Annotated in this window: 18 protein-coding genes; 9 read left to right on the forward strand and 9 right to left on the reverse strand. The window is 43.6% G+C overall.

Annotated elements, in window-relative coordinates; genetic code table 11:
• Window positions 1-155: 155 nt before the first annotated feature.
• From gap to A4S05_RS35100, 3 genes are all read left to right on the forward strand, one after another.
• Window positions 156-1,193, forward strand: a complete 1,038-nt coding sequence (gene gap, locus A4S05_RS35090) for a type I glyceraldehyde-3-phosphate dehydrogenase (RefSeq protein ID WP_069074377.1) — start codon at window positions 156-158, stop codon at window positions 1,191-1,193.
• Between the two features lie 377 nt (window positions 1,194-1,570).
• A complete protein-coding gene (gene pyk, locus A4S05_RS35095; RefSeq protein WP_069074378.1) occupies window positions 1,571-3,001 on the forward strand; it encodes a pyruvate kinase in 1,431 nt (476 codons plus the stop codon).
• A gap of 236 nt (window positions 3,002-3,237) precedes the next feature.
• Entirely contained in the window at window positions 3,238-4,242 is a 1,005-nt protein-coding gene (locus tag A4S05_RS35100; RefSeq protein WP_069074392.1) for a transaldolase, read from the forward strand.
• Window positions 4,243-4,416: 174 nt separating this feature from the next.
• Here A4S05_RS35100 and A4S05_RS35105 read toward each other — a convergent pair whose 3' ends face one another.
• From A4S05_RS35105 to A4S05_RS35120, 4 genes are all read right to left on the reverse strand, one after another.
• Window positions 4,417-4,791, reverse strand: a complete 375-nt coding sequence (locus A4S05_RS35105) for a hypothetical protein (RefSeq protein ID WP_069074379.1) — start codon at window positions 4,789-4,791, stop codon at window positions 4,417-4,419.
• 467 nt (window positions 4,792-5,258) lie between these two features.
• A complete protein-coding gene (gene lnt, locus A4S05_RS35110) occupies window positions 5,259-6,920 on the reverse strand; it encodes an apolipoprotein N-acyltransferase (RefSeq protein WP_069074380.1) in 1,662 nt (553 codons plus the stop codon).
• Entirely contained in the window at window positions 6,901-9,504 is a 2,604-nt protein-coding gene (gene gyrA, locus A4S05_RS35115) for a DNA topoisomerase (ATP-hydrolyzing) subunit A (protein ID WP_069074381.1), read from the reverse strand. The genes lnt and gyrA overlap by 20 nt, the downstream gene beginning before the upstream one ends.
• 140 nt (window positions 9,505-9,644) lie before the next feature.
• Window positions 9,645-10,952: a chloride channel protein gene (locus tag A4S05_RS35120; protein ID WP_069074382.1), complete on the reverse strand. Its 1,308-nt coding sequence runs from the start codon at window positions 10,950-10,952 to the stop codon at window positions 9,645-9,647.
• A 224-nt stretch (window positions 10,953-11,176) separates the two neighbouring features.
• On the opposite strand from A4S05_RS35120, the gene A4S05_RS35125 reads away from it, so the two are divergent.
• The gene (locus tag A4S05_RS35125; protein ID WP_069074383.1) at window positions 11,177-11,374 is read left to right on the forward strand and encodes a hypothetical protein; all 198 of its coding nucleotides are present in this window, start codon (window positions 11,177-11,179) and stop codon (window positions 11,372-11,374) included.
• 80 nt (window positions 11,375-11,454) lie between these two features.
• On the opposite strand, the gene A4S05_RS35130 is transcribed toward A4S05_RS35125, so the two are convergent.
• From A4S05_RS35130 to A4S05_RS35140, 3 genes are all read right to left on the reverse strand, one after another.
• Window positions 11,455-12,105 carry a nucleotidyltransferase family protein gene (locus A4S05_RS35130; RefSeq protein WP_256091371.1) on the reverse strand — a complete coding sequence of 217 codons (651 nt, stop codon included), beginning with the start codon at window positions 12,103-12,105 and terminating at the stop codon, window positions 11,455-11,457.
• 411 nt (window positions 12,106-12,516) lie between these two features.
• Entirely contained in the window at window positions 12,517-13,734 is a 1,218-nt protein-coding gene (locus A4S05_RS35135; RefSeq protein ID WP_069074384.1) for a URC4/urg3 family protein, read from the reverse strand.
• Window positions 13,735-13,789: 55 nt separating this feature from the next.
• Entirely contained in the window at window positions 13,790-15,049 is a 1,260-nt protein-coding gene (locus tag A4S05_RS35140; protein WP_069074394.1) for a GTP cyclohydrolase II, read from the reverse strand.
• A 443-nt stretch (window positions 15,050-15,492) separates the two neighbouring features.
• Here A4S05_RS35140 and A4S05_RS35145 point away from each other — a divergent pair, with 443 nt between their 5' ends.
• Both A4S05_RS35145 and A4S05_RS35150 read left to right on the forward strand, forming a co-directional pair.
• Window positions 15,493-15,975 (forward strand): tetratricopeptide repeat protein, encoded by a 483-nt coding sequence (locus tag A4S05_RS35145; RefSeq protein ID WP_069074385.1) that lies wholly within the window; start codon window positions 15,493-15,495, stop codon window positions 15,973-15,975.
• 21 nt (window positions 15,976-15,996) lie between these two features.
• A complete protein-coding gene (locus tag A4S05_RS35150) occupies window positions 15,997-16,509 on the forward strand; it encodes an ABC transporter substrate-binding protein (protein WP_084227380.1) in 513 nt (170 codons plus the stop codon).
• Between the two features lie 56 nt (window positions 16,510-16,565).
• Here A4S05_RS35150 and A4S05_RS35155 read toward each other — a convergent pair whose 3' ends face one another.
• Window positions 16,566-17,795, reverse strand: a complete 1,230-nt coding sequence (locus A4S05_RS35155; protein ID WP_069074386.1) for an ABC transporter substrate-binding protein — start codon at window positions 17,793-17,795, stop codon at window positions 16,566-16,568.
• Between the two features lie 46 nt (window positions 17,796-17,841).
• A complete protein-coding gene (locus A4S05_RS42335; RefSeq protein ID WP_176727196.1) occupies window positions 17,842-18,012 on the reverse strand; it encodes a hypothetical protein in 171 nt (56 codons plus the stop codon).
• A gap of 379 nt (window positions 18,013-18,391) precedes the next feature.
• On the opposite strand from A4S05_RS42335, the gene A4S05_RS35160 reads away from it, so the two are divergent.
• The 3 genes from A4S05_RS35160 to A4S05_RS35170 all read left to right on the forward strand — a co-directional run bounded on the left by A4S05_RS35160 (window position 18,392) and on the right by A4S05_RS35170 (window position 22,209).
• Window positions 18,392-19,738, forward strand: coding sequence for an FAD-binding oxidoreductase (locus tag A4S05_RS35160; protein ID WP_069074387.1), 1,347 nt, complete (start codon window positions 18,392-18,394; stop codon window positions 19,736-19,738).
• A gap of 383 nt (window positions 19,739-20,121) precedes the next feature.
• Window positions 20,122-21,168, forward strand: a complete 1,047-nt coding sequence (gene rtcA, locus A4S05_RS35165) for an RNA 3'-terminal phosphate cyclase (RefSeq protein WP_069074388.1) — start codon at window positions 20,122-20,124, stop codon at window positions 21,166-21,168.
• A 411-nt stretch (window positions 21,169-21,579) separates the two neighbouring features.
• Window positions 21,580-22,209 carry a sulfite exporter TauE/SafE family protein gene (locus A4S05_RS35170; RefSeq protein ID WP_069074389.1) on the forward strand — a complete coding sequence of 210 codons (630 nt, stop codon included), beginning with the start codon at window positions 21,580-21,582 and terminating at the stop codon, window positions 22,207-22,209.
• Window positions 22,210-22,306: the final 97 nt, after the last annotated feature.

Genomic DNA, 22,306 nt, shown 5'->3' on the forward strand with positions numbered 1-22,306 from the left:
TGCCCCATGCCCAATGCCCAATCCTTAAAATATGCCAAGTAAATATGCCTTAGCCGACTGAGACTGTCAGGATCAAAGAGTAAAGAGTAAAAGGCAATCTATTTTGACTTTTAACTTTCTCCTTTTGTTCAACTTCCACAACGGGAGGTTTAATCTTGACTAAATTGAAAGTTGGTATCAATGGCTTCGGTCGAATTGGGCGACTTGTGCTTCGCGCCGGCATCGATAACCCCAATATCGAGTTTGTGGGCATTAACGACCTAGTACCACCAGATAACCTCGCTTATCTATTAAAGTACGATTCAACCCACGGTAAATTAAAGCACAAGGTTGAAGCTAAGGAAGACGGCATCCTGATTGACGGACATTTCATTCCTTGTGTGTCAGTTAGAAATCCAGCAGAGTTACCTTGGGGAAAATTAGGTGCAGATTATGTCGTGGAAGCGACTGGACTCTTCACCGACTACGAAGGAGCTGCAAACCACCTGAAGGCAGGTGCAAAGCGAGTGGTAATTTCCGCTCCCACCAAAGATCCAGATAGAGTTACTACCCTGTTAATGGGTGTCAATCATCACCTATTTGACCCTAGTAAGGATATCATTGTTTCCAATGCTAGCTGCACTACAAACTGCCTAGCTCCCATCGCTAAGGTTATCAATGACAATTTTGGGTTGACTGAAGGGTTGATGACCACAGTTCATGCTATGACTGCCACTCAGCCAACTGTAGACGGCCCCAGCAAAAAAGACTGGCGGGGTGGTCGAGGTGCATCCCAAAATATTATTCCCTCCTCTACAGGCGCAGCAAAAGCCGTGGCACTGGTTTTACCAGAATTGAAGGGTAGGTTAACTGGGATGGCATTACGAGTTCCGACTCCCGATGTCTCTGTAGTTGATTTAACTTTCAAAACTGCCAAAGCCACCAGTTACAAGGAAATCTGTGCTGCCATGAAGGAGGCTGCCGCAGGTTCACTAGCCGGTATTTTGGGTTACACAGACGAAGAAGTAGTTTCCACAGATTTTCAAGGAGATACCCATTCCAGTATCTTCGATGCGGGCGCTGGGATTGAGTTGAACTCCAACTTCTTCAAGGTAATTGCCTGGTATGACAACGAGTGGGGCTACTCGAATCGCGTGATTGACCTCATGTTGTCTATGTCACAAAAGGAAAAACTTGCCTCGACAGCTGCTTGATAATTCGTAATTCGTAATTTAATAGGGGTTGAAACTCACGAATAATAAACAGCTTGTATGTTATTAGTCGGGGTTGAAATCCCCGTTACAAAATATAATTACGAACTACGAATTGTTTAATGGTCATTGGTGATTAACCTTTGACTTTTGGGATTTGGGTCAAATGGGAAAGAAAAGATAACAAAACGCAATCTAGTATTTTTATTTAGCAAACCGGTGATATGAAGCACATGTGATTTTTGGCTCGTAATACTAATTCTTTGAAATAAGACTAAAGATTTAAACCCGAAAACCTAAATAAAATCTGAAGTCTCTAAATTACGAATTACGAATTACGAATTACGAATTCACAGGTTACTCCTCAACCCCCAATCCCTATGCGTCGAACCAAAATCATTTGTACTGTTGGGCCCGCTACATCTGCACCTGAAAAGCTGCAAGCCTTGGTAAAAGCTGGAATGAATGTGGCACGGCTGAATTTTTCTCACGGGGCTTATGAATTCCATGCCCAAACGGCTCACTATCTCAGACAGATTAGTACTGAGCAGCAAAAGCCGATCGCAATTATGCAAGACTTATGTGGTCCCAAGATTCGCTTGGGAACTTTACCACCGGAAGGTTTAAATTTAGAAGCTGGTAGTGAAGTCACCTTTGTTTTGCAAGAAAAGGGTGAGAGTATCGACGAACTACCCCTACCTTTGCCGACTTTGTTCGCAATGGTGCGACCAGGTGAACCAATTTTAATTAATGATGGTCGTGTCAAGTTGATTGTTACCGATCGCGATGCCGATCACATTCGGGCACAAGTAAAAATTGGCGGGTTAATTTCCACCCACAAGGGAGTGAACCTACCCCAAACTCCTTTACCTGTTAGTTCGATCACCGAAAAAGACTTGCTGGATCTCCGCTTTGGGATTCAGTTGGGTGTAGACTGGGTAGCGGTTTCCTTCGTGCGATCGCCACAAGACTTAGAACCCGCCAGACGAATGATTGAAGCTGCTGGTGCTTCCATCCGCCTAATTGCCAAAATCGAAAGAGCAGAGGCAGTAGAGAATTTTGACTCCATTCTGAAGGTTGCGGACGCGATTATGATTGCCCGTGGCGATTTAGGGGTAGAAGTGCCAATTCACGAAGTACCCTTAATTCAAAAAGATATTATTCGCCGTTGCAATCGTGCTGGCAAGCCGGTGATTACAGCCACCCAAATGCTAGATTCGATGATTAGCGCCCCCGATCCCACCCGCGCCGAAGCCACCGATGTAGCCAACTCCATCTTAGATGGAACAGATGCGGTAATGCTTTCTGGTGAAACCGCTGTCGGACAATATCCCATCGCCGCCGTCCAGATGATGCACAACATCGCCGTGCGGACAGAACAGGCTCTAGATGAGGGTAGCAAACATGCTTGGTGTCATGAAGCAGGCAGTCTTAGCGTTACCGAATCTGTGGCAGAATCCGTCTGTCGCATCGCTTATGAAACAGGCTCACGGGCAATTCTCTGTAACACTTCATCAGGAAGTACGGCGCGAATGGTGTCTAAATATCGGCCGACTTCTCCCATTATTGCCCTCACCTCCGACATCACCGCTTATCGCCAACTAGCGCTTTCTTGGGGTGTGGAAGCTTTGCTGATCCCACCAGTCCACAATGCCGAAGAGATGTTTACCAATGTGGTGAACACAGTTGTAGACATGGGTTTAGCGAATAAGGGCGATAAAGTAGTAATTACCTCTGGTGTTCCAATTGGTAAATCGGGCACAACTAGTTTAATCAAAGTGCATTCCATTGGACAGCCAATTTCAGCATAAGGCACTTAGAATAGGGCTGTGGCTCAAGATAGTAAGCAAAATTGGGCAATGATTAAGAAAAATTGCCAGAATCAGAATTGAAGGGACTGGTGACTGGGGACTGGTGACTGGGGACTGGGGACTAGGAACTGGGGAGGAGAATATGTAACCCCTAACTCCTAACTCTTAACTCCTAACTCTTAACTCAGCACTCAGCACTCGCTAGTAAATCCTAAACAAACATCATGGAGTCTTTTATGTCTAAGAATTTACTGGAACAATTGCGAGAAGTGACTGTTGTGGTCGCAGATACAGGGGATATCCAGGCAATTGAAAAGTTCAAACCCCAAGATGCCACCACTAATCCTTCTCTGATTACTGCTGCGGCGCAAATGCCAGAATATCAGGGAATTGTCGATCAAACTTTACTTCAGGCAAAGAAAGATGCTGGAGCCGGAGCCACCCAAGCACAGATAGTTTCTTTGGCTTTTGACCGTTTGGCGGTTGCCTTTGGATTAAAGATTTTGCAAATCATTCCCGGTCGCGTGTCTACAGAAGTGGATGCTCGCTTGTCCTACGATACCGAAGCTACTCTGACTAAAGCACGGGACTTAATTGCCCAGTATAAAGCTGCCGGAATTGGCCGCGATCGCGTTTTAATTAAAATTGCTACCACTTGGGAAGGCATTCGCGCTGCGGAAATTCTCGAAAAAGAAGGTATTCACTGTAACCTTACCTTGTTGTTTGGTCTTCACCAAGCGATCGCTTGTGCAGAAGCCGGCGTCACCCTAATTTCTCCCTTCGTCGGTCGAATTCTCGATTGGTACAAAAAAGATACTGGACGCGATAGCTACCCAGCAGCCGAAGATCCAGGAGTTTTGTCAGTCACCAAAATCTACAACTACTACAAGAAATTTGGCTACAAAACTGAAGTTATGGGAGCTAGCTTCCGTAACCTTGGTGAAATTACTGAACTTGCAGGTAGTGATTTGCTGACCATTTCTCCATCACTTTTAGCTGAATTGCAGTCAACTGTTGCAGAACTGCCACGTAAACTTGACCCCGCCAAGGCAGCAAGCTTGGAAATCGAAAAGATATCCATTGACAAAGCTAGCTATGACAAAATGCACGCTGCTGACCGTATGGCAACTGACAAATTAGACGAGGGCATCAAAGGTTTTACCAAGGCACTAGAAGACCTTGAGAAACTTTTGGCAGACCGACTAGTTCGCCTTGAAGGAGAGGTAGTAGCAAGCCATTAAAAGATAATAATAATTAGTGGTTAGTGGTTTAACCACTAACCACTAATTAGTTACATCAGCCGTAATCTTGCTCGGATTTTGCATTTTTAACTCACAATTTGGTTTGGGGAAAAGGTTAAAGGTTTTTTCTTTCCCTTTTCCCCAAAACCCGACAAGTATTGACATCAGCCGTCGTTAATAACGACGGCGAATATTTTCGTATCGTCCGTAAGGCTGCCGTCGTTGGATAATCTGCCGTTGTCTTAACTGCTGCCGTCGGATACTTGGGTATCGTCTTAAGGACTGCCGTCGTCGGATACTTGGGTATCGTCTTAAGGACTGCCGGCGTCGGATAATCTGCCGTCGTCGGATCATTCGGTATCTTCCTGGCCGCCGTTGAGCAATTAAAAGCTCTCCAGTTTTATCTCCAACTAGGTTAGCTTTTGGTGCAGCGCTCTGTTCATTGCGAGCATTATCTAAAGAAATATCTTTTGCTTCAGCTAATGAGGGCGGATACACAAAGGCACATAGCAATAGTGCTATTGAGGATAACTTCCTGAAACCTTTCATGTTTTTGCTTCTACTAGACTTTCGGTAATAACTTTATTAAAACACCTTAAAGTCAGCAAATTATCGCTTATATAGTTTTTTTTAACTTAATTTGGGATGAAATATTGTATTTAAATTTCAGCCTTATGGATAATTGTAAGTTGGAGCAAGGTGTGTATATAAATAGTCATAATAATACTGAAACTTTTTCCTTAAATCTCCAATGTAAGAGAAAGCGAAACAATACACCAGCAATATTATTTACACTGTAATTAACAATGAAAGGGAGTGGGGAGTAGGGAAACTAAGCCGCCCACACTATGCGCGGGTTTCAACCTACCAAGAGAATACAAGAATTTTATCGCCCACAAGGGGCGAGGCTTTAAACCTAAATGGAGGGCTAATTTCTTCCCCTACTCCCTACTCCCTACTCCCTACTCCCGCCCCGAAGGGATTGTAAATTCAATTTATAATAAAATACCTGATTGCTAATTACTCAATTTCTTTGTATTGCTAAATTTAATTACCAGCCAAGCTCCTCCAGAGGATATCAACAATAACGGTGTTAACCAATCACCCCAACGCACATATAAAGTTTGTGTTTGTCGCCGATAAATTGTTTCGGCATGAGTTTCGTAGGTATTATATCCAGATATCCACAATGTTCTACCATGAGGATCTACAAAGGCTGAATATCCGGTATTAGTTGCCCGTGCTGACCATCGATCAGTTTCAATTGCCCGCATGATATCCTGTGCATGGTGCTGAAATGGCATGGATGCACTGTAATGGGCATCGTTAGAAGAACTGAGGATAAATTGCCCACCCGCCGCAGCTTGATAGCGAAATTGCTCAGGAAAAGCAGATTCGTAACATATACTAGCGATCGCACGACCAAATGGAGTGTCAAATATCTGATTTGTTGAACCAGGAACTTGGTGTGCCTCCAAAGGTGACAAACGCTGAACTAGTCCGCCTAAAATTTCTTCAAAAGGGATATATTCTCCCAATGGTACTAGTTTGGCTTTATCGTAGCGGCTGACAATTTCACCCTTACTGTTGAAAGTAAACAAGCTAATTGTATAACTGTCTCCCCGTTCGCCAAAAGCCCCAATCCAAGCAACTACACCTTTTTTCTTCACTGCTGCGACTAAAGCAGTTTCCATCAAGTTGCGCTGGAAAATAGGTAAGGCTCCTTCTGGGGTGAGGACTGCATCTACACCTTGCTCTGTTAAAGTTAGATATCCATTGGTGTAATTTTCTTGAGCGCGACGAAACCCTTCGGAACTTCGTAAAAGTCGGTTCGGGATATTACCTTGAATAATCCCCACTTTCAAGGCTGCTTCTGGGGGTTGGGCGATGGGACGGCTATATAAGATAAAACCAATGAGATGTAAGGTAATTAATAGTCCTGTGGCGGCAACTAAGTATTTATTAACTAACCGCAGAGGCGCGGAGAACACGGAGGAAATTTTCTCTGCGCCCTCTGTGCCTCTGCGGTTTATCCATCCTTCAGCAATTAACCCATTGACAGCAACTATTGCTGCTGTCACAGTATTAGTCCCTGAGAGTTGACCCAGATGTACAATTACGAGATTGTGCGGACTTTGGGTGTAAGCCAGGGAACTCCACCACAGAGGCCCGGCACTCCATAGACTTTCTAAGCTGCACCAGACGGCTGTACCAATTAGTATACGTAGCCACGGTTTTTGTCCGGCTAGGCGAACCATTACAGCTGCCCAAACAGCAACAAATACCCCTCCCAAGAGGCTAATGAATCCCCAACAAAAAAGGGTGATTAACAAACTTGGCAACCACGGAACGCCCAACCAAGTCATGGGATGAATTCCGGTAATCCAAGATAGGGCGACACCGTGATAACCAATACCCCAGAAGAGAGCAGGGGGGGCAGGGGGAGATGGGGGAGCAGGGGGGGATTGGTTTTTGCGTTTGGCTGAAATGACAATTAGCACCCATAAGGGAACTAGGGCAATCCAAGCCAAGAACCATGCGCCGACAGGGGCAACGGTTAGCCCCATTAAAATGCCACTAGCTAAGGCAATCAAGTAAGGCAGTAAAGAGGTTAACCTCTCCCCCTGCCTCCCCTGCTTCCCTTGCTCCCCCTGCTTTTTACTCTGCTTCTTCTGCATCGACAGCATCAGGTGGAACTATTGCCACTCCGGTAATGGCGTCATCTTCATCTAAACGCTGCACTCTGACTCCAGTTGCCGATCGCGATTGGATAGAAATCGCATTCACCGCTTGACGGATGATAATACCGCGATTTGTCACCATCATGATTTCATCATCATCGTTGTTCACAATGCGTAGGGTTGCCAACTTATCTTTAGTTTTGCGGTTTTTGAACTTGGTTGCCATTAAACCCTGTCCAGCACGATTTTGCAGACGGAATTGGGCAACGGGTACGCGCTTACCATATCCCCCCATTGTAATTACCAACACCCAAGGGCCAACTACTCCAGTACTAGGCACTTCTGCGGACTCTTCAGTAGTTTCGGTAATTTCGATATCTTCTGCTTCGACTGCTTCGATATCTTCAATTTCGGCTTCTGTAACATCCAAAGTTTCAAGAATTGCTGCGGGGAGAATATCCATACCCACCAGTTCATCTTTATTCTTGAGTTTCATGGCTTTCACGCCACGAGTCGCCCTACTTAAAGGACGCAGTTGTTCGTGGTTGCACCGGAAGTTAATCGCCATCCCGTTACGAGAACCAATGATTACGCTGTCCTCTACTCTGGCGCGTCGCACCCAGCGGAGTTGGTCGCCTTCTTCTAAGGAAATGGCAATCAAACCATTGGCGCGAATATGACTAAAGGCTGCCAATTCGGTTTTCTTGATATTCCCACCCTTAGTGAGCATGACCAGATATTCTTCGTTGCTAAACTCGTCAACCGGTACAATCGAGGTGATTTTTTCCTCTTTGGGAATCGGTAGCATTTGGACGATTGGTGTCCCGCGACTGGTACGCGAACTCGCTGGAATTTGATAAGCTCTCAGGCAATAAACGACACCACGCTCACTAAAGAATAAAATACTGTCGTGATCGCAGCAAGTTAAGAAATGCTCAATAGTGTCATCATCTTTCACCTTGGCTGCGGCTTTACCTCTGGTAGCGCGGCTTTGAGCTTCAAAGGTGTTGACTGGCATCCGTTTGATGTAGCCTTGCTCTGTAACCAAAATTATCGCTTTTTCATTGGCAATTAGATCGCGATCGTCTAAATCCCCTTCCCCTGGTAAAATGATTGTGCGGCGGGGTGTAGCGAAGCTAGTTTTCAGTTGCCCGACTTCAGTTTCAATGATTTCCAGCACTCTCTCCCGACGGGCCAAAATATCTTGCAAGTCGGTAATCTTCGCTTGCAATTCATCGTGTTCCAGACGAATTTTGTCTGCTTCTAAAGCAGTCAACCGCCGTAATTGCATCTGCAAAATCGCATCTGCTTGCACTTCTGAGAGTCCGTAAGTTGTGATTAATTCGCCTTTGGCTGTGGGCGCATCTGGCGCATGGCGAATCAAGACAATAATCGGATCTAACTGAGATAGGGCAATTAATAACCCTTGCAAGAGATGGTCGCGTTCCTCGGCTTTCCGTAGTTCGTAACGGGTGCGTCTGGCAATGGATTCGATCCGGAAATCCAAGAAGACGGTTAAGAACTGCTTGAGGGTGAGGACTTGGGGTTCGCTATTCACCAACGCCAGCATATTTGCGCCGAAGTTGGCTTGCAGTGGCGTTTGCTTGTAGAGGTTGTTTAGAACGACGCGGGGATAAGCATCACGCTTGAGTTCGATGACAACTCGCATACCGTCGCGATCGCTTTCATCCCGGATATCTGCGATGCCTTCTAGCCGCTTTTCGTTCACCATTTCGGCGATTTTTTCAATCAGTGCCGCTTTGTTGGTTTGATAGGGCAATTCGGTAATGATGATTGCTTCTCTATCAGGGCGTCCCCGTTGTTCAACGGTTTCAATGTTAGCGACACCACGCATGGTAATGGAACCACGCCCGGTAGTGTAAGCTTCTCGAATGGCAGATGTTCCTAAAATTTGCGCCCCAGTCGGAAAGTCTGGGCCGTGGACATATTGCATTAATTCGAGATCGGTGATTTCTGGATTGTGGATTACAGCCACCAAAGCATCGATCAATTCGCCCAAATTGTGGGGGGGAATGTTGGTAGCCATGCCCACGGCAATCCCAGAGGAACCGTTAAGCAATAACTGGGGAATCCGTGCTGGTAAAACTGTCGGTTCTTGCTGAGAACCGTCGAAGTTATCGGCGAAATCTACAGTTTCATACTCGATGTCGTGGAGTAAACCGGCGCTAGTTAAGGCTTGTAAGCGGCATTCGGTGTACCGCATGGCGGCTGGCGGATCATTGTCTACCGAACCGAAATTACCATGCCCGTTAACTAGGGGCGATCGCATGGAAAAATCCTGTGCCATCCGCACCAAGGCATCATACACAGCCGTGTCGCCGTGGGGGTGATATTTACCCAGCACTTCCCCAACCACACGGGCGCATTTCTTAAAGGGGCGATCGTGAAGTAGACCTAGCTCGTGCATTGCGTAGAGAATGCGACGATGCACAGGTTTTAGACCATCCCTGGCATCTGGCAACGCCCGACCCACTATCACGCTCATGGCGTATTCCAGATAAGACTGCGACATTTCGGTTCGCAAGTCTATCGGGATAATCCTCTCCTGTGAGGTTGTCATAACCTAAAAATCTCCAAAAATCGTAGATTTTAGCTTTTTTACTCAACAAAGCGCAAAATTATTCTAAATTGCTCTTGAATAATTGCTATAATTTGATACAATCTTAGCATATATTGCTTTTTATTGCCTGGGCAGCAAACTCAGGCGGTTGTTTGATTCGTAGCCTCTCTCTGAGATTTTAGTTGAGATGCAATCAGGGGGACTTTGGGGGCAAGAAAAAACCCAATCAAACTGGCAAAAAGGATTGGCGTAAAAGGACTCAAGTTAGCCAGTTTTGACAATAGTAAAGTCGTACTTATAGGTGTGCGCGTTACTGCTGCATTAATAGCGGCCATTGTACAAATCATGGCAAGGGCGGGATTAAGTCCCGGAATTAAGACTGCTACTGCTTTACCAATACAAGCACCAGTGAAAAACAGGGGGATGATGAATCCACCGCGCCACCCACCTGTTACCGTAATGCTAATGGCAGCCATTTTCCCAAGAGCGAGAGTTAAGAGAAAAACAGCACCAAAGTTAGTAGTGAGGACTGAATCTAACTCTTCATGTCCAAAATAACGGGTTAGCGGTAATAAAACTGCTAAACTGCCAAGTCCGAATCCTGCTAGTGTTGTGCGTACATAAATGGGGCCGGGAATCAGGGCAAAGATGCGATCGCAGCCCCGAAAAAGGCCCATAAAAATCCATCCCGCCACCGCCCCGATAATTCCAAACATGATCGCGATCGCAAAATCATCAATTCTTTCTAAGTGATACTGAGGAAAATGCCAAGTGGGCGCAATTCCTAAGTGGGTAATTGCTGCAAACACCAGATAGCTAGCGCAACTCGAAACAATGGCTGGCATCAAAGCTTCGTAATATTCCACAATATGCTCGTGGTGCAAAATCTCTAAGGCGAACATTGCACCGCCAAGAGGTGCGCCAAATAAGGCAGTGAAGCCAGCTGCCATTGCTGCTAAACTCATGGTTCTGAGGTCTTCACCTTGGAGTTTTAAGCGATCGGCAACCCAAGTACCAAAAGAACCTGTTACCTGTACCAGCGGTGCTTCTGGCCCAGCACTACCCCCTGCCGATATGCTGATTAGAGAAGCAAAAATCATTGAAGGATTTTTGCGAGCATCTAAGCGTCCGCCACGAAAATGGATATTATCAACAATCACAGCGATTTCACCGGGATTTCCCAAAAAATGAATCACCAGACCGATAACTAAACCGCTAAGTGGCATCACTATTAAGAGGTTAAAACCTTCAAATCGCTGGAGTTTGTGAGTTAAAAACTCTAAAACATTCCAGTACAACGCTGCAAATAGACCACCAGCAGTCCCCACAACTACCCACCTGATCACCCACTGTGAAATCATCATGGGATTACGCTTTACCAGCCCAAAAAGTTGAGCAAATGTCCAGCGTTGAGTTTCATTGGTAGCGGAAGGTTTCTTTGGTAACACTGCTTATTTCCTATTTGTGAAACGGAGAGTACTGAATATTTACGTCTTTTATGGTAAAGGCTATTTCATTTAGTGAATCATCTTATGTTCTACAAAAAGCGATGTCTCCCACGGGCTACGCCTACCCTTTTCTTCCCTATTGCTACGTAAAATTAAGTCCGAAGATAGTGTGTACCTCAACATAGAAGAACTAAGCTTGGTGTATAAGTTTGGGGAAATTAGTGATGAATAAGGAAACAGTTCCTAGTCAAGCTGAAAAGTCTACTCCAGAAGGTGATGCAGCACAATTAAGTCCAGAGGTACTGGACAAAATCAAACACCCTGCGAGAATAGACGATGTTATTCGGGAGCAATCGCCAGAAGAACGTAAAACTAACCCAGCTTTAGTACCGGAAATGATTGATGATCCAACTGAAGATTGATTGGGTTTGTGAAAGAATAATCGAAATACTTTGATTCCCGACTTCTTCAAGCAGTCGGGAATCTTGTTAGGAATCTATTGCTATCCAATATTATGCAGTTGTTCCTGATATATTTCTGGCGTGTTGATATCTAATAGTACAGCCGGATGATCAAATTTCACATGATGAATTACTGGATAAAATTCTTTGATAATTTGGCGTAAACCTAAGCTTTCCTCACGGATATTTTGTAAGTGCGATCGCATCCCATTACTGAATAACAATGGATGTCCCATTTTACCTTCATAGCTGGGTGCAGTAATCATTGCTGAAGTGTCTTGGTGTGCTAGGATTAATCGCTGGTAAATCTCTAATTCTCTGGGTTGATCAACTGCGGAAATTGCTAATATTTCAAAGTTTGGAGGAATATGTTGCAACCCTGTGAGCAGAGAAGTTGTTTTACCAACATTGGCATGAGGATTAATTACAGCGAAACTGCCATCAGGACAATCTATTTGTTTATTGCTGTTGTGTGAACCTAACACAACTACAGGGGTAAAATCTACACTTAACCACTGTTCTAATTGATAAGTTAATAAGGTTTTACCTTCACCCCAAGGGAGTGAAGTTTTGCAAGTACCCATACGAGTAGATTTACCCGCTGCCAGAACAATAGCAAAGTTGTGACTCAGATCCCCGACTTCTTCAAGAAGTCGGGGATCTGAATCTAGCTTTAGGAAGTGAGATTCCACTCTACATTGCTCCCAAATCTAAGAGGATGTTTGAAAAGTGTTTCGCTGTGATGTTAGGCACTAACTGATCCCCCCTAGGGCGTGTTTTCAAACTACTCGTTTAGCCTATAAGTTTTTAGATCCCCCTAAATTCCCTGATAAATTGGGGGACTTTAAGAAACTCTTAGTCCACCTTTTGAAGGGGGGTTGGGGGCAATACTGCTCGGATAAGCATTTTTAACTCGGAATTGGGTTTCGGGAAAAGGTTAAAGGTTAAAGGTTTTTTGTTTCCCCTTACCCCTTACCCTTTTCCCCAAAACCCGAAAAGTATTGGGGTTGGGGGGATCTAATTCTATGCAGCTTCATACAAAGTTGGTATAAGGTAAAAATGCAGGAATTGAAATCAGAGATAAAGAGTTTCTGCCTCCTACCTTAAAATACTGTGCCATCACTATCTATTTGGATAGGGGATGTACCAGCTATTCTGAGTTCAGCAGCAATTTTACGCCCTGCTGTCCAGGTTCCCCCTTGGAGGATTTTTACTAGTGGCAGTTCTTCGGGACTCATGCTCAACTTTTCGCGGACTGTGGCGGCAATCTGATCTAAGAGAATTACGGTCAAAGCACGCCATTCAACTATAATTTCGGATGCTACTGAGTGGGATGAGTGTAAAACATCTGGATGTTTTGCATTAATAAGTCCCAAATCAATACACAATCCCCCATTACGATATTCTGGTAATCCGGTGAGGACATCTAAACCAGTAATTACTAAACCGAGTTCTTGTAATGGTTCTAATAATGAGTATGTCAACCACTGGGATAATTTGTGAAATGGCACTAAACCATCATCCCTAACAGCTGGATGTTGCCAAACATCTCCCAAATTTATCCCAGCAATTTCTAATCTGCTAGGCCAAATTTCACTCAGTCCTTCCAGAACGGCACTGAAAACAGTTGCAGCTGCTAACTGCCCGTTTTGAGATTTGCCCAAAAGATAATTTACCAAATTCCCTAGACGGGGATTTTCATTGCCAAATAAATTAGGTGAAGAGACTAAAACTTGACCTAATTTTTGTAATAATCTCAACCGTCCAGAAATTCCCACCAAAGGATTTTCTGTATTTACCTGAAATCCAGTTGTGAGTTCTGCTTCTGTGAATGCTTGCAATTTTTGAGCATCTACTTGAGGCAAATTATTACTCGAAAAAGCCCCTTCACAAAACATTTGGAAACTGGCTACAGCTAACCCTTCCGATCGCACCAAATTTAACCCAGTCTCCTGCTCATTATAGCTCCAATTATTCCCTGCACCCGCATCTAACAAGGCACTGACGATTGCCAAATCAAACTTAGCAGCAGCTTTTTCCAGAGGCGTTAGTCCCGTTAACTGGCTATCTAACTGGGCTAAACGCGGTACACCCCCAACCTCAAAATGTCGCCAACGACTGTGAAACGGAATTTCGAGATCCGGATACTCGCAGCGTATGACCTCAACCACATAATCTGCTACCTTTGTCAACTTGGTTAAATCGCAAGTAAAATAACGCGATTTTCCCTCAGTTACCAGTGCAAATAATTGCTGACATCGTTCCCGAATTGCGACTGGGGAGCGAAGATATGCAATCAATTCTCGTTTGTCATTAGTCATTTGTCATTTGTCATTAGTTATTCTCCCCCTGCTCCCCCTCCTGCCTCTCCACTCCCTACTCTACCAAGCCTCGTCCCTTCACTTCAGCCAAATCATCTGCATCTAACACATCCCCAGTGGTGTAATATCCAGCAGCTTTTTTAGCCTCCATTTCTACCCGTGCATCTGGGGGAATCAAATCCTCTGGGATGGGTATTCTTTCCACAATCTCAATTCCCGCCTGAATGATGGCGTTGTACTTCATATTACTCATCGACACCATCCGATCAATGCGGGTAATGCCCAACCAATGCAACACATCCGGCATCAATTCTTGAAACCGCATATCTTCTACTCCGGCGACACATTCTGTACGGGCAAAGTAGGCATCAGCGCGATCGCCTCCTTCTTGACGCTTCCGGGCATTGTAAACTAAGAATTTCGTCACCTCTCCTAAAGCGCGGCCTTCTTTGCGACAATAGACAATTACACCCACACCGCCTTCCTGTGCTGTTTGGACGCACACTTCAATCCCATGTGCCAAATAGGGGCGACAGGTGCAAATATCTGAACCAAACACATCAGAACCGTTGCATTCATCATGAACCCGCACCGCTACCGGTTTATTGGGATCAGCGATCGCAGCCAAATCACCGATAATATACACCGTCACGCCTCCAATTGGCGGCAAAAATACCTCCAAATCCGATCGCGTCACCAATTCGGGAAACATCCCGCCAGTTTGTTCAAATAAAGCGCGACGCAACTCTGATTCGGCAATGCCAAAGCGCTTGGCAATTCCTGGTAAATACCAAACAGGTTCAACTGCGGCTTTGGTGACAACCAAATCACCACCTGGTTTCATGATTTTGCCATCTACCTGCAAACGACCTTTGTCTATGGCATCTTGCAATTCTGGCATATTGATATGAGCTTGAGTAATTGCGATCGTGGGACGAATATCATATCCCTGTTGGCAATAGGATGCGAACACCTCAGATGCGATCGCCCCGTAAGGGTCGAGGGATACTATCTTATCAGGGTCAGCCCAACTAGGGTGAGGCCCAATATGCTCCACTGGGGATGTATTCGTTAAATCCGCCCGATGATCCGACTGTAAAGCACCGCTAGCCACAGCTAGAGCACGATAAATCGCATAACTGCCAGAGTGAGTGCCAATCACGTTGCGATGTACTTGCTTAGTTAGCGTAGCAATAATCGGTCCGCGTTCCATAGGATCAGCTGCTCCCCATTTAATGGGGATTGGTTTAGGGCCAAAGCTACGAGGATGAGAAGTAAGAACAATATGCCTGGAAACGTCGTTTTGCTTTGGCATAGTCATTATTTTTTAGGGATGTTTTTATCAGCTATTACTCACTAGTGATCTGTCAACTACCTCTAGTAAGTTTTTCTTTTTATCAACCAGAATTCAGGAGTCAGGAGTCAGGAGTCAGAATGAATCCTCTACGACTGGCGAATGAATAAATGGGTTTAAGAACCCACCAAAGAACACATTTGGTGGTTTTCAAGATGTTTTCCGACATAATAAAGCGAGTCCGCAAGTATCTTGATTCTGATTCCTGGATTCTGAATACTGAATTCTTCAAGACTCTAAATGTCTAGTGTGGTATTAGTCGTATTGCTGAATCCAATAAATAACACAGAAAATTCATAATTAGCAATTAATCAGCGCAAATTTAAAGATGACTTTAAAAATGAATTAATAGATATATTTTGTGAGAAAGTTAATACAAAGGTATATTCACTGATCTCAAATTCATGGATTCTTTATCTATCAATTCCTTACTTGAAGAGTTGAAAAACCCCGATGCCACAGTCCGGGACAAAGCAACCAGAAAAATCTGGCGGATCTGGTTTCAGCAAAAGGGAATCTATGGGCTGGAAATAATCGACCGCAGTCAAAAGTTACTGGATGCTGGTGAAATTGCTGAAGCCGAAACAGCACTGACAGCACTTATAAAAGATCAGCCAGATTTTGCCGAAGCTTGGAATCGTCGGGCTTTCCTGTATTACAGTATTGGCGATTACCAAAAATCTCTGGCAGATTGTCAGATGGTTGTGCAGATAAATCCAATACATTTTGGGGCGCTTCACGGTATGGGCTTGTGCTATGCGGCACTAGGACAGTATGGGCAAGCGATCCGAGCTTTTCAACGTGCTTTAGAAATTCAGCCCTATTCGCTAGTGAATCAAAAGTTGATTCTAGAATGTACATTTAGATTCAGCTACAACGGCAGATAGGAGAGAGGATCATACTGTTTTATGAATCCGTCATCACCCTCATCAAGAGCAATTCATCGCCTTAATCGCCGCAATTTTATTCAATACAGTTCTATCTGGATTGATAGCAGAATTCCTGCTGCTTGTACTAACAGCAACCAACCGTCAACTAGCAATTCTCAGTTGGATAAAGTTACCTTTGGTACAAACTGGATGGCACAAGCAGAACACGGCGGATTTTACCAGGCGATAGCCACTGGTATTTACAAAGACTACGGTTTAGATGTAAGCATCAAAATGGGTGGCCCCCAGGTTCCCAGTGGTACTCAATTGTTGATGGGGGATGCGGTAGATGTCTTTATGAGTTATGGCATGGATGCCGTAAATGCCATAGCACGAGATATTCCCAAAATTACAGTCGCAGCAATTTTCCAGAAAGACCCTTGGTGTCTCATTGCACATCCCAACCCAGCAATTAAAACCCTTGCCGACCTTAAAGGCAAACCAATTTACGTTTCTGCTTCTGCTAATATTACCTACTGGTCTTTACTCTAAGTAAAGTATGGTTTTACCAAAGATTAAAAATGCCCCTACAACTTTAATCCTTGCAACTATTTTATGCTTAAAAAAGAAAATTTACCCTTGACACCGTTTGGTTCCATCTTGAGTCGTGCAACGTAAAACTCTTTTTGAATTACATCACCTACTGGTGTAAAAGCAATTTCACCGAGAGGAGTTTGAAACTTTTTTGTTAGTAACTCCTTATTCAATTCTGTACGCAATTGTGGTAATTTCAATTGATTAATGTTGCTTTTTTTATCTAAAGATTGCAGCGCTTCTACATATACCTGTAAAGCAGCAAAAGCTTGAGCACTTACTTGGGGTGGTTCTCTATGATATTGTTCAAGGTAGGCTTTACGAAATGCAGTGTTAATTTCACTGGCATAGATAGGACTATAAGCTTGAGCTACAATCACGCCATCACAAAGCGCTCTGCACACAGAAAATATATGGGATGTGTTAAAACCATTGCCACCAACAATTATTCCTTTATAACCAAGTTCTCGTAATTGTTTAACTAAATTACCTCCATCTACAGCTAACCCGGATATAATCACTAAATCTGGTTTTAAATTAATAGCATCGCTGGCTTGAGCTTGAAAGTCGGTATCTGTAGTTTGAAACTTTTGGACTGTGACTAAATCCAATCCTAAATTTGTAACTGTTTTCTGAAATATTTCTGTTTCCGACTTATTGAAAGCATCATTTTGAGCGTAGAAGACAGCTACTCTTTTGATTTGAGGATTTTGTTTGAGTGCAGCTTTCACTGAATAAGGAGCAACAACAGCAACAGATGAAGAAACACGAGCCACATAATCACCAATTTCGGGAATACCTTTAGCAGTATTTGATGCTCCAATAACTGGAACTTTATTGCGTTCTGCTAGGGGATTAGCGCTAAAAGCTTGTTGTGATAGGGTAGGGCCAACAATGCCAACAACTTTATCTTTACTAATTAAAGTTTGAAAAGCATTAATGGCTCCAACTTCATCACCACCAGTATCTTGATAGACTAATTTAATTGGTCTACCATTGATACCTCCTTTGTTATTAAAATATTTCTCAGCAATTTTTACTCCATCAGTTCCCTCTTGACCAAGTAATGCTACATTGCTCGTTTGTGCAAAGGCGATACCAATAGAAATAGCATTAGCTGCACCTGTTGTTGCTGTTAGATTATTTGCAGAATTTGCATCATTACTGCCACTTTTAGCACAAGCTACCAGCATCATAGAACATGTAAATAGTAAAGCAGTTTGAGGTGTGAGCGCTTTTTTCATAGATGCGTGACCATGATGTTTGTTAGGTTGAACGCAGGTTATTTCCCTATGCAGTAATTTTACAAACAACTCCCATCGTTGCGATCGCACCCTTAATAATTCTCTGGCTAAAAAATAACACCTTCGCCGCCTTAGTAGTTTGTGCCTGGATTGTCGCCTTTTTCCCCATCGTATCTAACACTACACTAGTACCGCACGGCGGAAATAAACCAATCATTCCAAATCAACGAAACCCTTATGCTGTATTCATTTTTAATTTTTAATTTTTAATTCCGCCTTGCGGTACTAGTACCGCACGGCGTAAATAAGCCACCCATCTTAAACGTCTGAAACCCTTGCAAACAATTAATTACGAATTACGAATTCCGCCTTGTGGTACTAGGACTCAACAGCGTTGACCGGAATCTGCTCAACCTATTTCAACTTTAGTGCCCTATCTGCCTTTATATTAAGTAAGTGGCATGAAAGTGCTGTGAAACATGAGAATTAAGATTTTAAACGCAAAGGAGCGCAGAGGGAAGCGCAAAGAGGCACAGAGAATTAACTCCTCTGCGTAAACCTTTGCGTTCCTCTGCGTCAAAAAAAGGATATAAGCTATGACGATAAAATCGGATGACCTGATTAATTCTCTAGAAGGGATAGAAACCATCACCGATTCCGCCCAAGTCGCAAAATTATCCCAGGATTACCACACCTTTAGTCCAGTGCTAGTGCCAAAACTAGAGGGAAAAGTGGGGGATATCGTAGTGCGTCCCGCCAATGAAGCAGAGGTTTTAAAAGTTGCAGCCGCCTGCGCGAAACATCGTGTACCTGTAACTGTACGGGGTGCGGGAACAGGGAATTATGGGCAATGTGTACCGTTGCATGGTGGCGTAATTTTAGACATGACGCGGATGCAAGAGATTCCTTGGGTAAAACCAGGGGTGGCGCGGGTAGAAGCTGGGGTGAAGTTGGCAACTTTGGATAAAAAAACCAGAGAAATCGGCTGGGAAATCCGTATGGCCCCCTCCACGTACCGCACAGCCACAATTGGCGGATTTATTGCTGGGGGAAGTGGGGGAATTGGCTCGATCCAATATGGATTACTTGGCGATCGCGGTAATATCTTAGCATTGCGAGTAATAACTGTAGAAGATGAACCCCGTGCGATCGAATTACGCGGCGACGATGTGCAAAAGGTTAATCATGCTTGGGGAATTAACGGCATCATCACCGAAGTTGAAATCCCCTTAGCACCAGCTTATCCTTGGGCAGAAGTCATTGTGACATTTGACGAGTTTATGACAGCAGCAAAGTTTGGTCAGGCTCTTGGTAATGCTGATGGCATGATTAAAAAGTTGATTTCTGTCTTTGCATCCCAAATTCCCCAATATTTCCACGCCCTACAACAGTACATTCCTGAAGGGACTCACCCAGTATTTTTGATAATTTCCGAACCGAGTTTGGAATTTTTACCAGGTTTGGTGCAGCAATATGGCGGCAAAATCACATATAAAAAACCAGCCGAAGAAGCAGCCAAAGGTATACATTTAGCAGAATTTACTTGGAACCACACTACCTTACACGCTCGGAGTGTAGATACTGCAATTACCTACTTACAAAGTATGTTTTCTAGCGAACGCAGTTTAAAACTAGTAGAGCACATGTACCATCACTTCGGCGATGAAGTAATGATGCATTTGGAATTTTTTCGGGTAAACGGTGCCGTAGTTCCTGGTGCTTTGCAACTTGTGCGCTACACCACCGAAGAACGCCTCAATGAAATTATCCACTATCACGAAGAACAGGGTGTGAGTATTGCCAATCCCCACACCTATATTATTGAAGAGGGAGGCAGAAAAGTAATTAATCCTGAACAATTAAAATTTAAAGAAATAGTTGATCCTTATGGGTTGATGAACCCCGGTAAAAGTAAGGTTCTTCAATTCAAAGTTCAAAATTAGCAAACTACGGCAAGAGATATCAGAACTTTTTCTGTATATTTGTGTAACTTCACTCTAAAAAGCTAGCTATTAAGCGTTTATAATCTGTGGTTTGATTTTAAGAGTCGTGGGGTTGAAGAAGAATTCAAAAGTCAGAATGGGCTAAACGCCCCGCTTATCGCTAACAGGAATCAGAATCAGAAAGTGGTAGATTAAGCGCGGAAAGTCGGAGCGACAACTTCCGCAGGAAAGATCAGATTGTGATGTTTTACCGTGTATTCATTCCTAAGTCGGGCTCCAATTCAATTCTGAATTCTGAATTCTGAATTCTGACTCCTGACTCCTGACTCCTGACTCCTGAATTCTTTTCGGAAAACCCAAAATCCAACATCCCAAAATCGCCCATGATTGAAATTGACGGTTCCTACGGAGAGGGAGGCGGACAAGTTCTCCGCACTTCCTTAAGTCTAGCCGCCATCACTGGCGAACCCATACGAATTACAGGCATTCGCGCTGGACGCAAAAAGCCAGGATTAGCAGCACAACACTTAACAGCCGTTCGGGCTGCGGGTAGAATTTGTAATGCCCAACTACGGGGTGATGCTTTGGGTTCAATGCTACTAGAATTCATCCCAGGTAGTGCTGTGCAAGCTGGAATTTATACCTTTGATGTTAGTAAAGCACAACAAGGTGGTTCTGCGGGTGCGATCGCTCTAGTTTTACAAACAATTCTTTTACCTTTAGCACTAGCATCTGGTAATTCCCAGGTAACACTAAAGGGTGGAACTCACGTTAACTTTAGCCCGACAGTGACGTACATAGAGCAAGTTTATCTGCCCATACTGCAACGCATGGGAGTAGAAGCCCAAGTCAAGTTAGGCGCTTGGGGTTGGTATCCCCAAGGTGGGGGTGAGGTACAGTTACAGGTAGATGGTGGTGGTAAACTCGGTGGGATCAACTTGTTGGAACGGGGAAAGTTACAACAGGTGCGGGGACTAGCAGTGGTGACAGAATTGCCTTCCCATATTCCCCAACGGATGGCAAATCGTGCCGAAAATTTGTTACGGGAAGCCAATTTGAAAGTTGCTGTACAGACTTTGCGAGAAAGAGGTGTAGCACCTGGGGCGGGTATTTTCCTAACTGCTGAATATCAGAACAGCTTGACTGGCTTTGGTGGATTTGGGCGATTACGGTTGTCGGCGGAGACAGTTGCAGAGATTGCTTGTCATCAGCTGCTTGAGTTTCATCACACCGGCGCAGCAGTAGATGAACATTTAGCAGATCAGTTATTATTACCAGCTGCTTTAGCATCACAGGAAAGTCAGTATCGAGTGGCTGAAGTGAGTAGGCATTTGACGACGAATGCAGCGGTAATTGAACAATTTGGGCTAGCGAAAATCACGGTAGATGAAGCGGAGAAAATCGTGTCTGTGATGTCTTTAAATAGATGAAATGATGAAGGATTTTACCTTCAGTTGACACCTATAAACCAATACAGTTTAGATAAGACCAAAACACTTGTAGAGACGGCGATTTATCGCGTCTTGAAAACCCACATTTTTGTACAATTAGCCCTTAACCCAAGCGTATTGACCCATAAAAAACTTTCTCTACAACAGACATGTTTCACTGTTGTAATTTACCAACTTATACAAATTTCTCCAACTTAGTTGTTACCAATTTATATATAAAATACCGCTTTTTTTGGTATATATTTTATACCTTTACACTGGATTTTATCTATATTAATATAATTAGAAAAAGCTGTAAATCTTTTATAGCAAGAGCTTTAGATATCTTTTTTCTAGTGCAATCATCACTACAAAAAATGTATTGCTAACAACATAAAAATATAATTTATAATGACTACTCCTGAATTATTCTTCCTCATTACAGTTTTCTTTATAACAAGTGTAATAAGTGTCATTACAGTAAGTACTTCTTTAATTACCGTCCCTGTAATGTTGCAATTGAGTATTGAACCGCGCATTGCTCTTGCCACTAATATGTTGGCATTAACTTTTATGAGTGTTGGTGGTACATTGCCTTTTATTGGCAAAAAAGCAATTGATCGCAGTCGCTTGCCAATCATGATTTCTCTAACACTTTTAGGCTCAATTATCGGTGCATTATTTGTTTTAGTTGTACCTTCAAAATCGATGCCTCTGATTATCTCAGTTTTGATGATTGTGGTTGCCGTATTTTCAATCACTAATCGGAATGCTGGAATTGTTTCAAGAATAGGGAAACCATCGCAAATAGCAGAAATTGGTGGATATGTGGCTACTTTTGTGCTTGGTGTTTATGGTGGTTTCTTTAGTGGTGGCTATGTCACCATGCTCACAGCAGCTTATGTGAGTCTATTTCGGATGACATTTGTGCAAGCGATCGCAAATACAAAATTTATCAACATTTTTTCTTCACTGATTGCCACCATTATTTTCTTTACACAGGGAATAGTTGATTACAAGTTATGGCGTTTACCAGTCTAATAAAGTACACTAATTAAGATAAATTCAGTGCATCTACTCAAGGGTAAAAATGAAACCATATTCCCTCGACTTTCGCCAAAAAATATTGGATACATAC

The organism is Nostoc sp. KVJ20 (assembly GCF_001712795.1).
Lineage (GTDB): Bacteria > Cyanobacteriota > Cyanobacteriia > Cyanobacteriales > Nostocaceae > Nostoc.

Excerpts from the sequence above, each read along its gene's own strand:
- pyk (WP_069074378.1), top strand. The coding sequence starts at position 1,571 with ATGCGTCGAACCAAAATCATTTGTACTGTTGGGCCCGCTACATCTGCA.
- A4S05_RS35100 (WP_069074392.1), top strand. The coding sequence starts at position 3,238 with ATGTCTAAGAATTTACTGGAACAATTGCGAGAAGTGACTGTTGTGGTC.
- A4S05_RS35105 (WP_069074379.1), bottom strand. The coding sequence starts at position 4,791 with ATGAAAGGTTTCAGGAAGTTATCCTCAATAGCACTATTGCTATGTGCC.
- lnt (WP_069074380.1), bottom strand. The coding sequence starts at position 6,920 with ATGCAGAAGAAGCAGAGTAAAAAGCAGGGGGAGCAAGGGAAGCAGGGG.
- gyrA (WP_069074381.1), bottom strand. The coding sequence starts at position 9,504 with ATGACAACCTCACAGGAGAGGATTATCCCGATAGACTTGCGAACCGAA.
- A4S05_RS35125 (WP_069074383.1), top strand. The coding sequence starts at position 11,177 with ATGAATAAGGAAACAGTTCCTAGTCAAGCTGAAAAGTCTACTCCAGAA.
- A4S05_RS35135 (WP_069074384.1), bottom strand. The coding sequence starts at position 13,734 with ATGACTAATGACAAACGAGAATTGATTGCATATCTTCGCTCCCCAGTC.
- A4S05_RS35140 (WP_069074394.1), bottom strand. The coding sequence starts at position 15,049 with ATGCCAAAGCAAAACGACGTTTCCAGGCATATTGTTCTTACTTCTCAT.
- A4S05_RS35145 (WP_069074385.1), top strand. The coding sequence starts at position 15,493 with ATGGATTCTTTATCTATCAATTCCTTACTTGAAGAGTTGAAAAACCCC.
- A4S05_RS35150 (WP_084227380.1), top strand. The coding sequence starts at position 15,997 with ATGAATCCGTCATCACCCTCATCAAGAGCAATTCATCGCCTTAATCGC.
- A4S05_RS35155 (WP_069074386.1), bottom strand. The coding sequence starts at position 17,795 with ATGAAAAAAGCGCTCACACCTCAAACTGCTTTACTATTTACATGTTCT.
- A4S05_RS42335 (WP_176727196.1), bottom strand. The coding sequence starts at position 18,012 with ATGATTGGTTTATTTCCGCCGTGCGGTACTAGTGTAGTGTTAGATACG.
- A4S05_RS35160 (WP_069074387.1), top strand. The coding sequence starts at position 18,392 with ATGACGATAAAATCGGATGACCTGATTAATTCTCTAGAAGGGATAGAA.
- rtcA (WP_069074388.1), top strand. The coding sequence starts at position 20,122 with ATGATTGAAATTGACGGTTCCTACGGAGAGGGAGGCGGACAAGTTCTC.
- A4S05_RS35170 (WP_069074389.1), top strand. The coding sequence starts at position 21,580 with ATGACTACTCCTGAATTATTCTTCCTCATTACAGTTTTCTTTATAACA.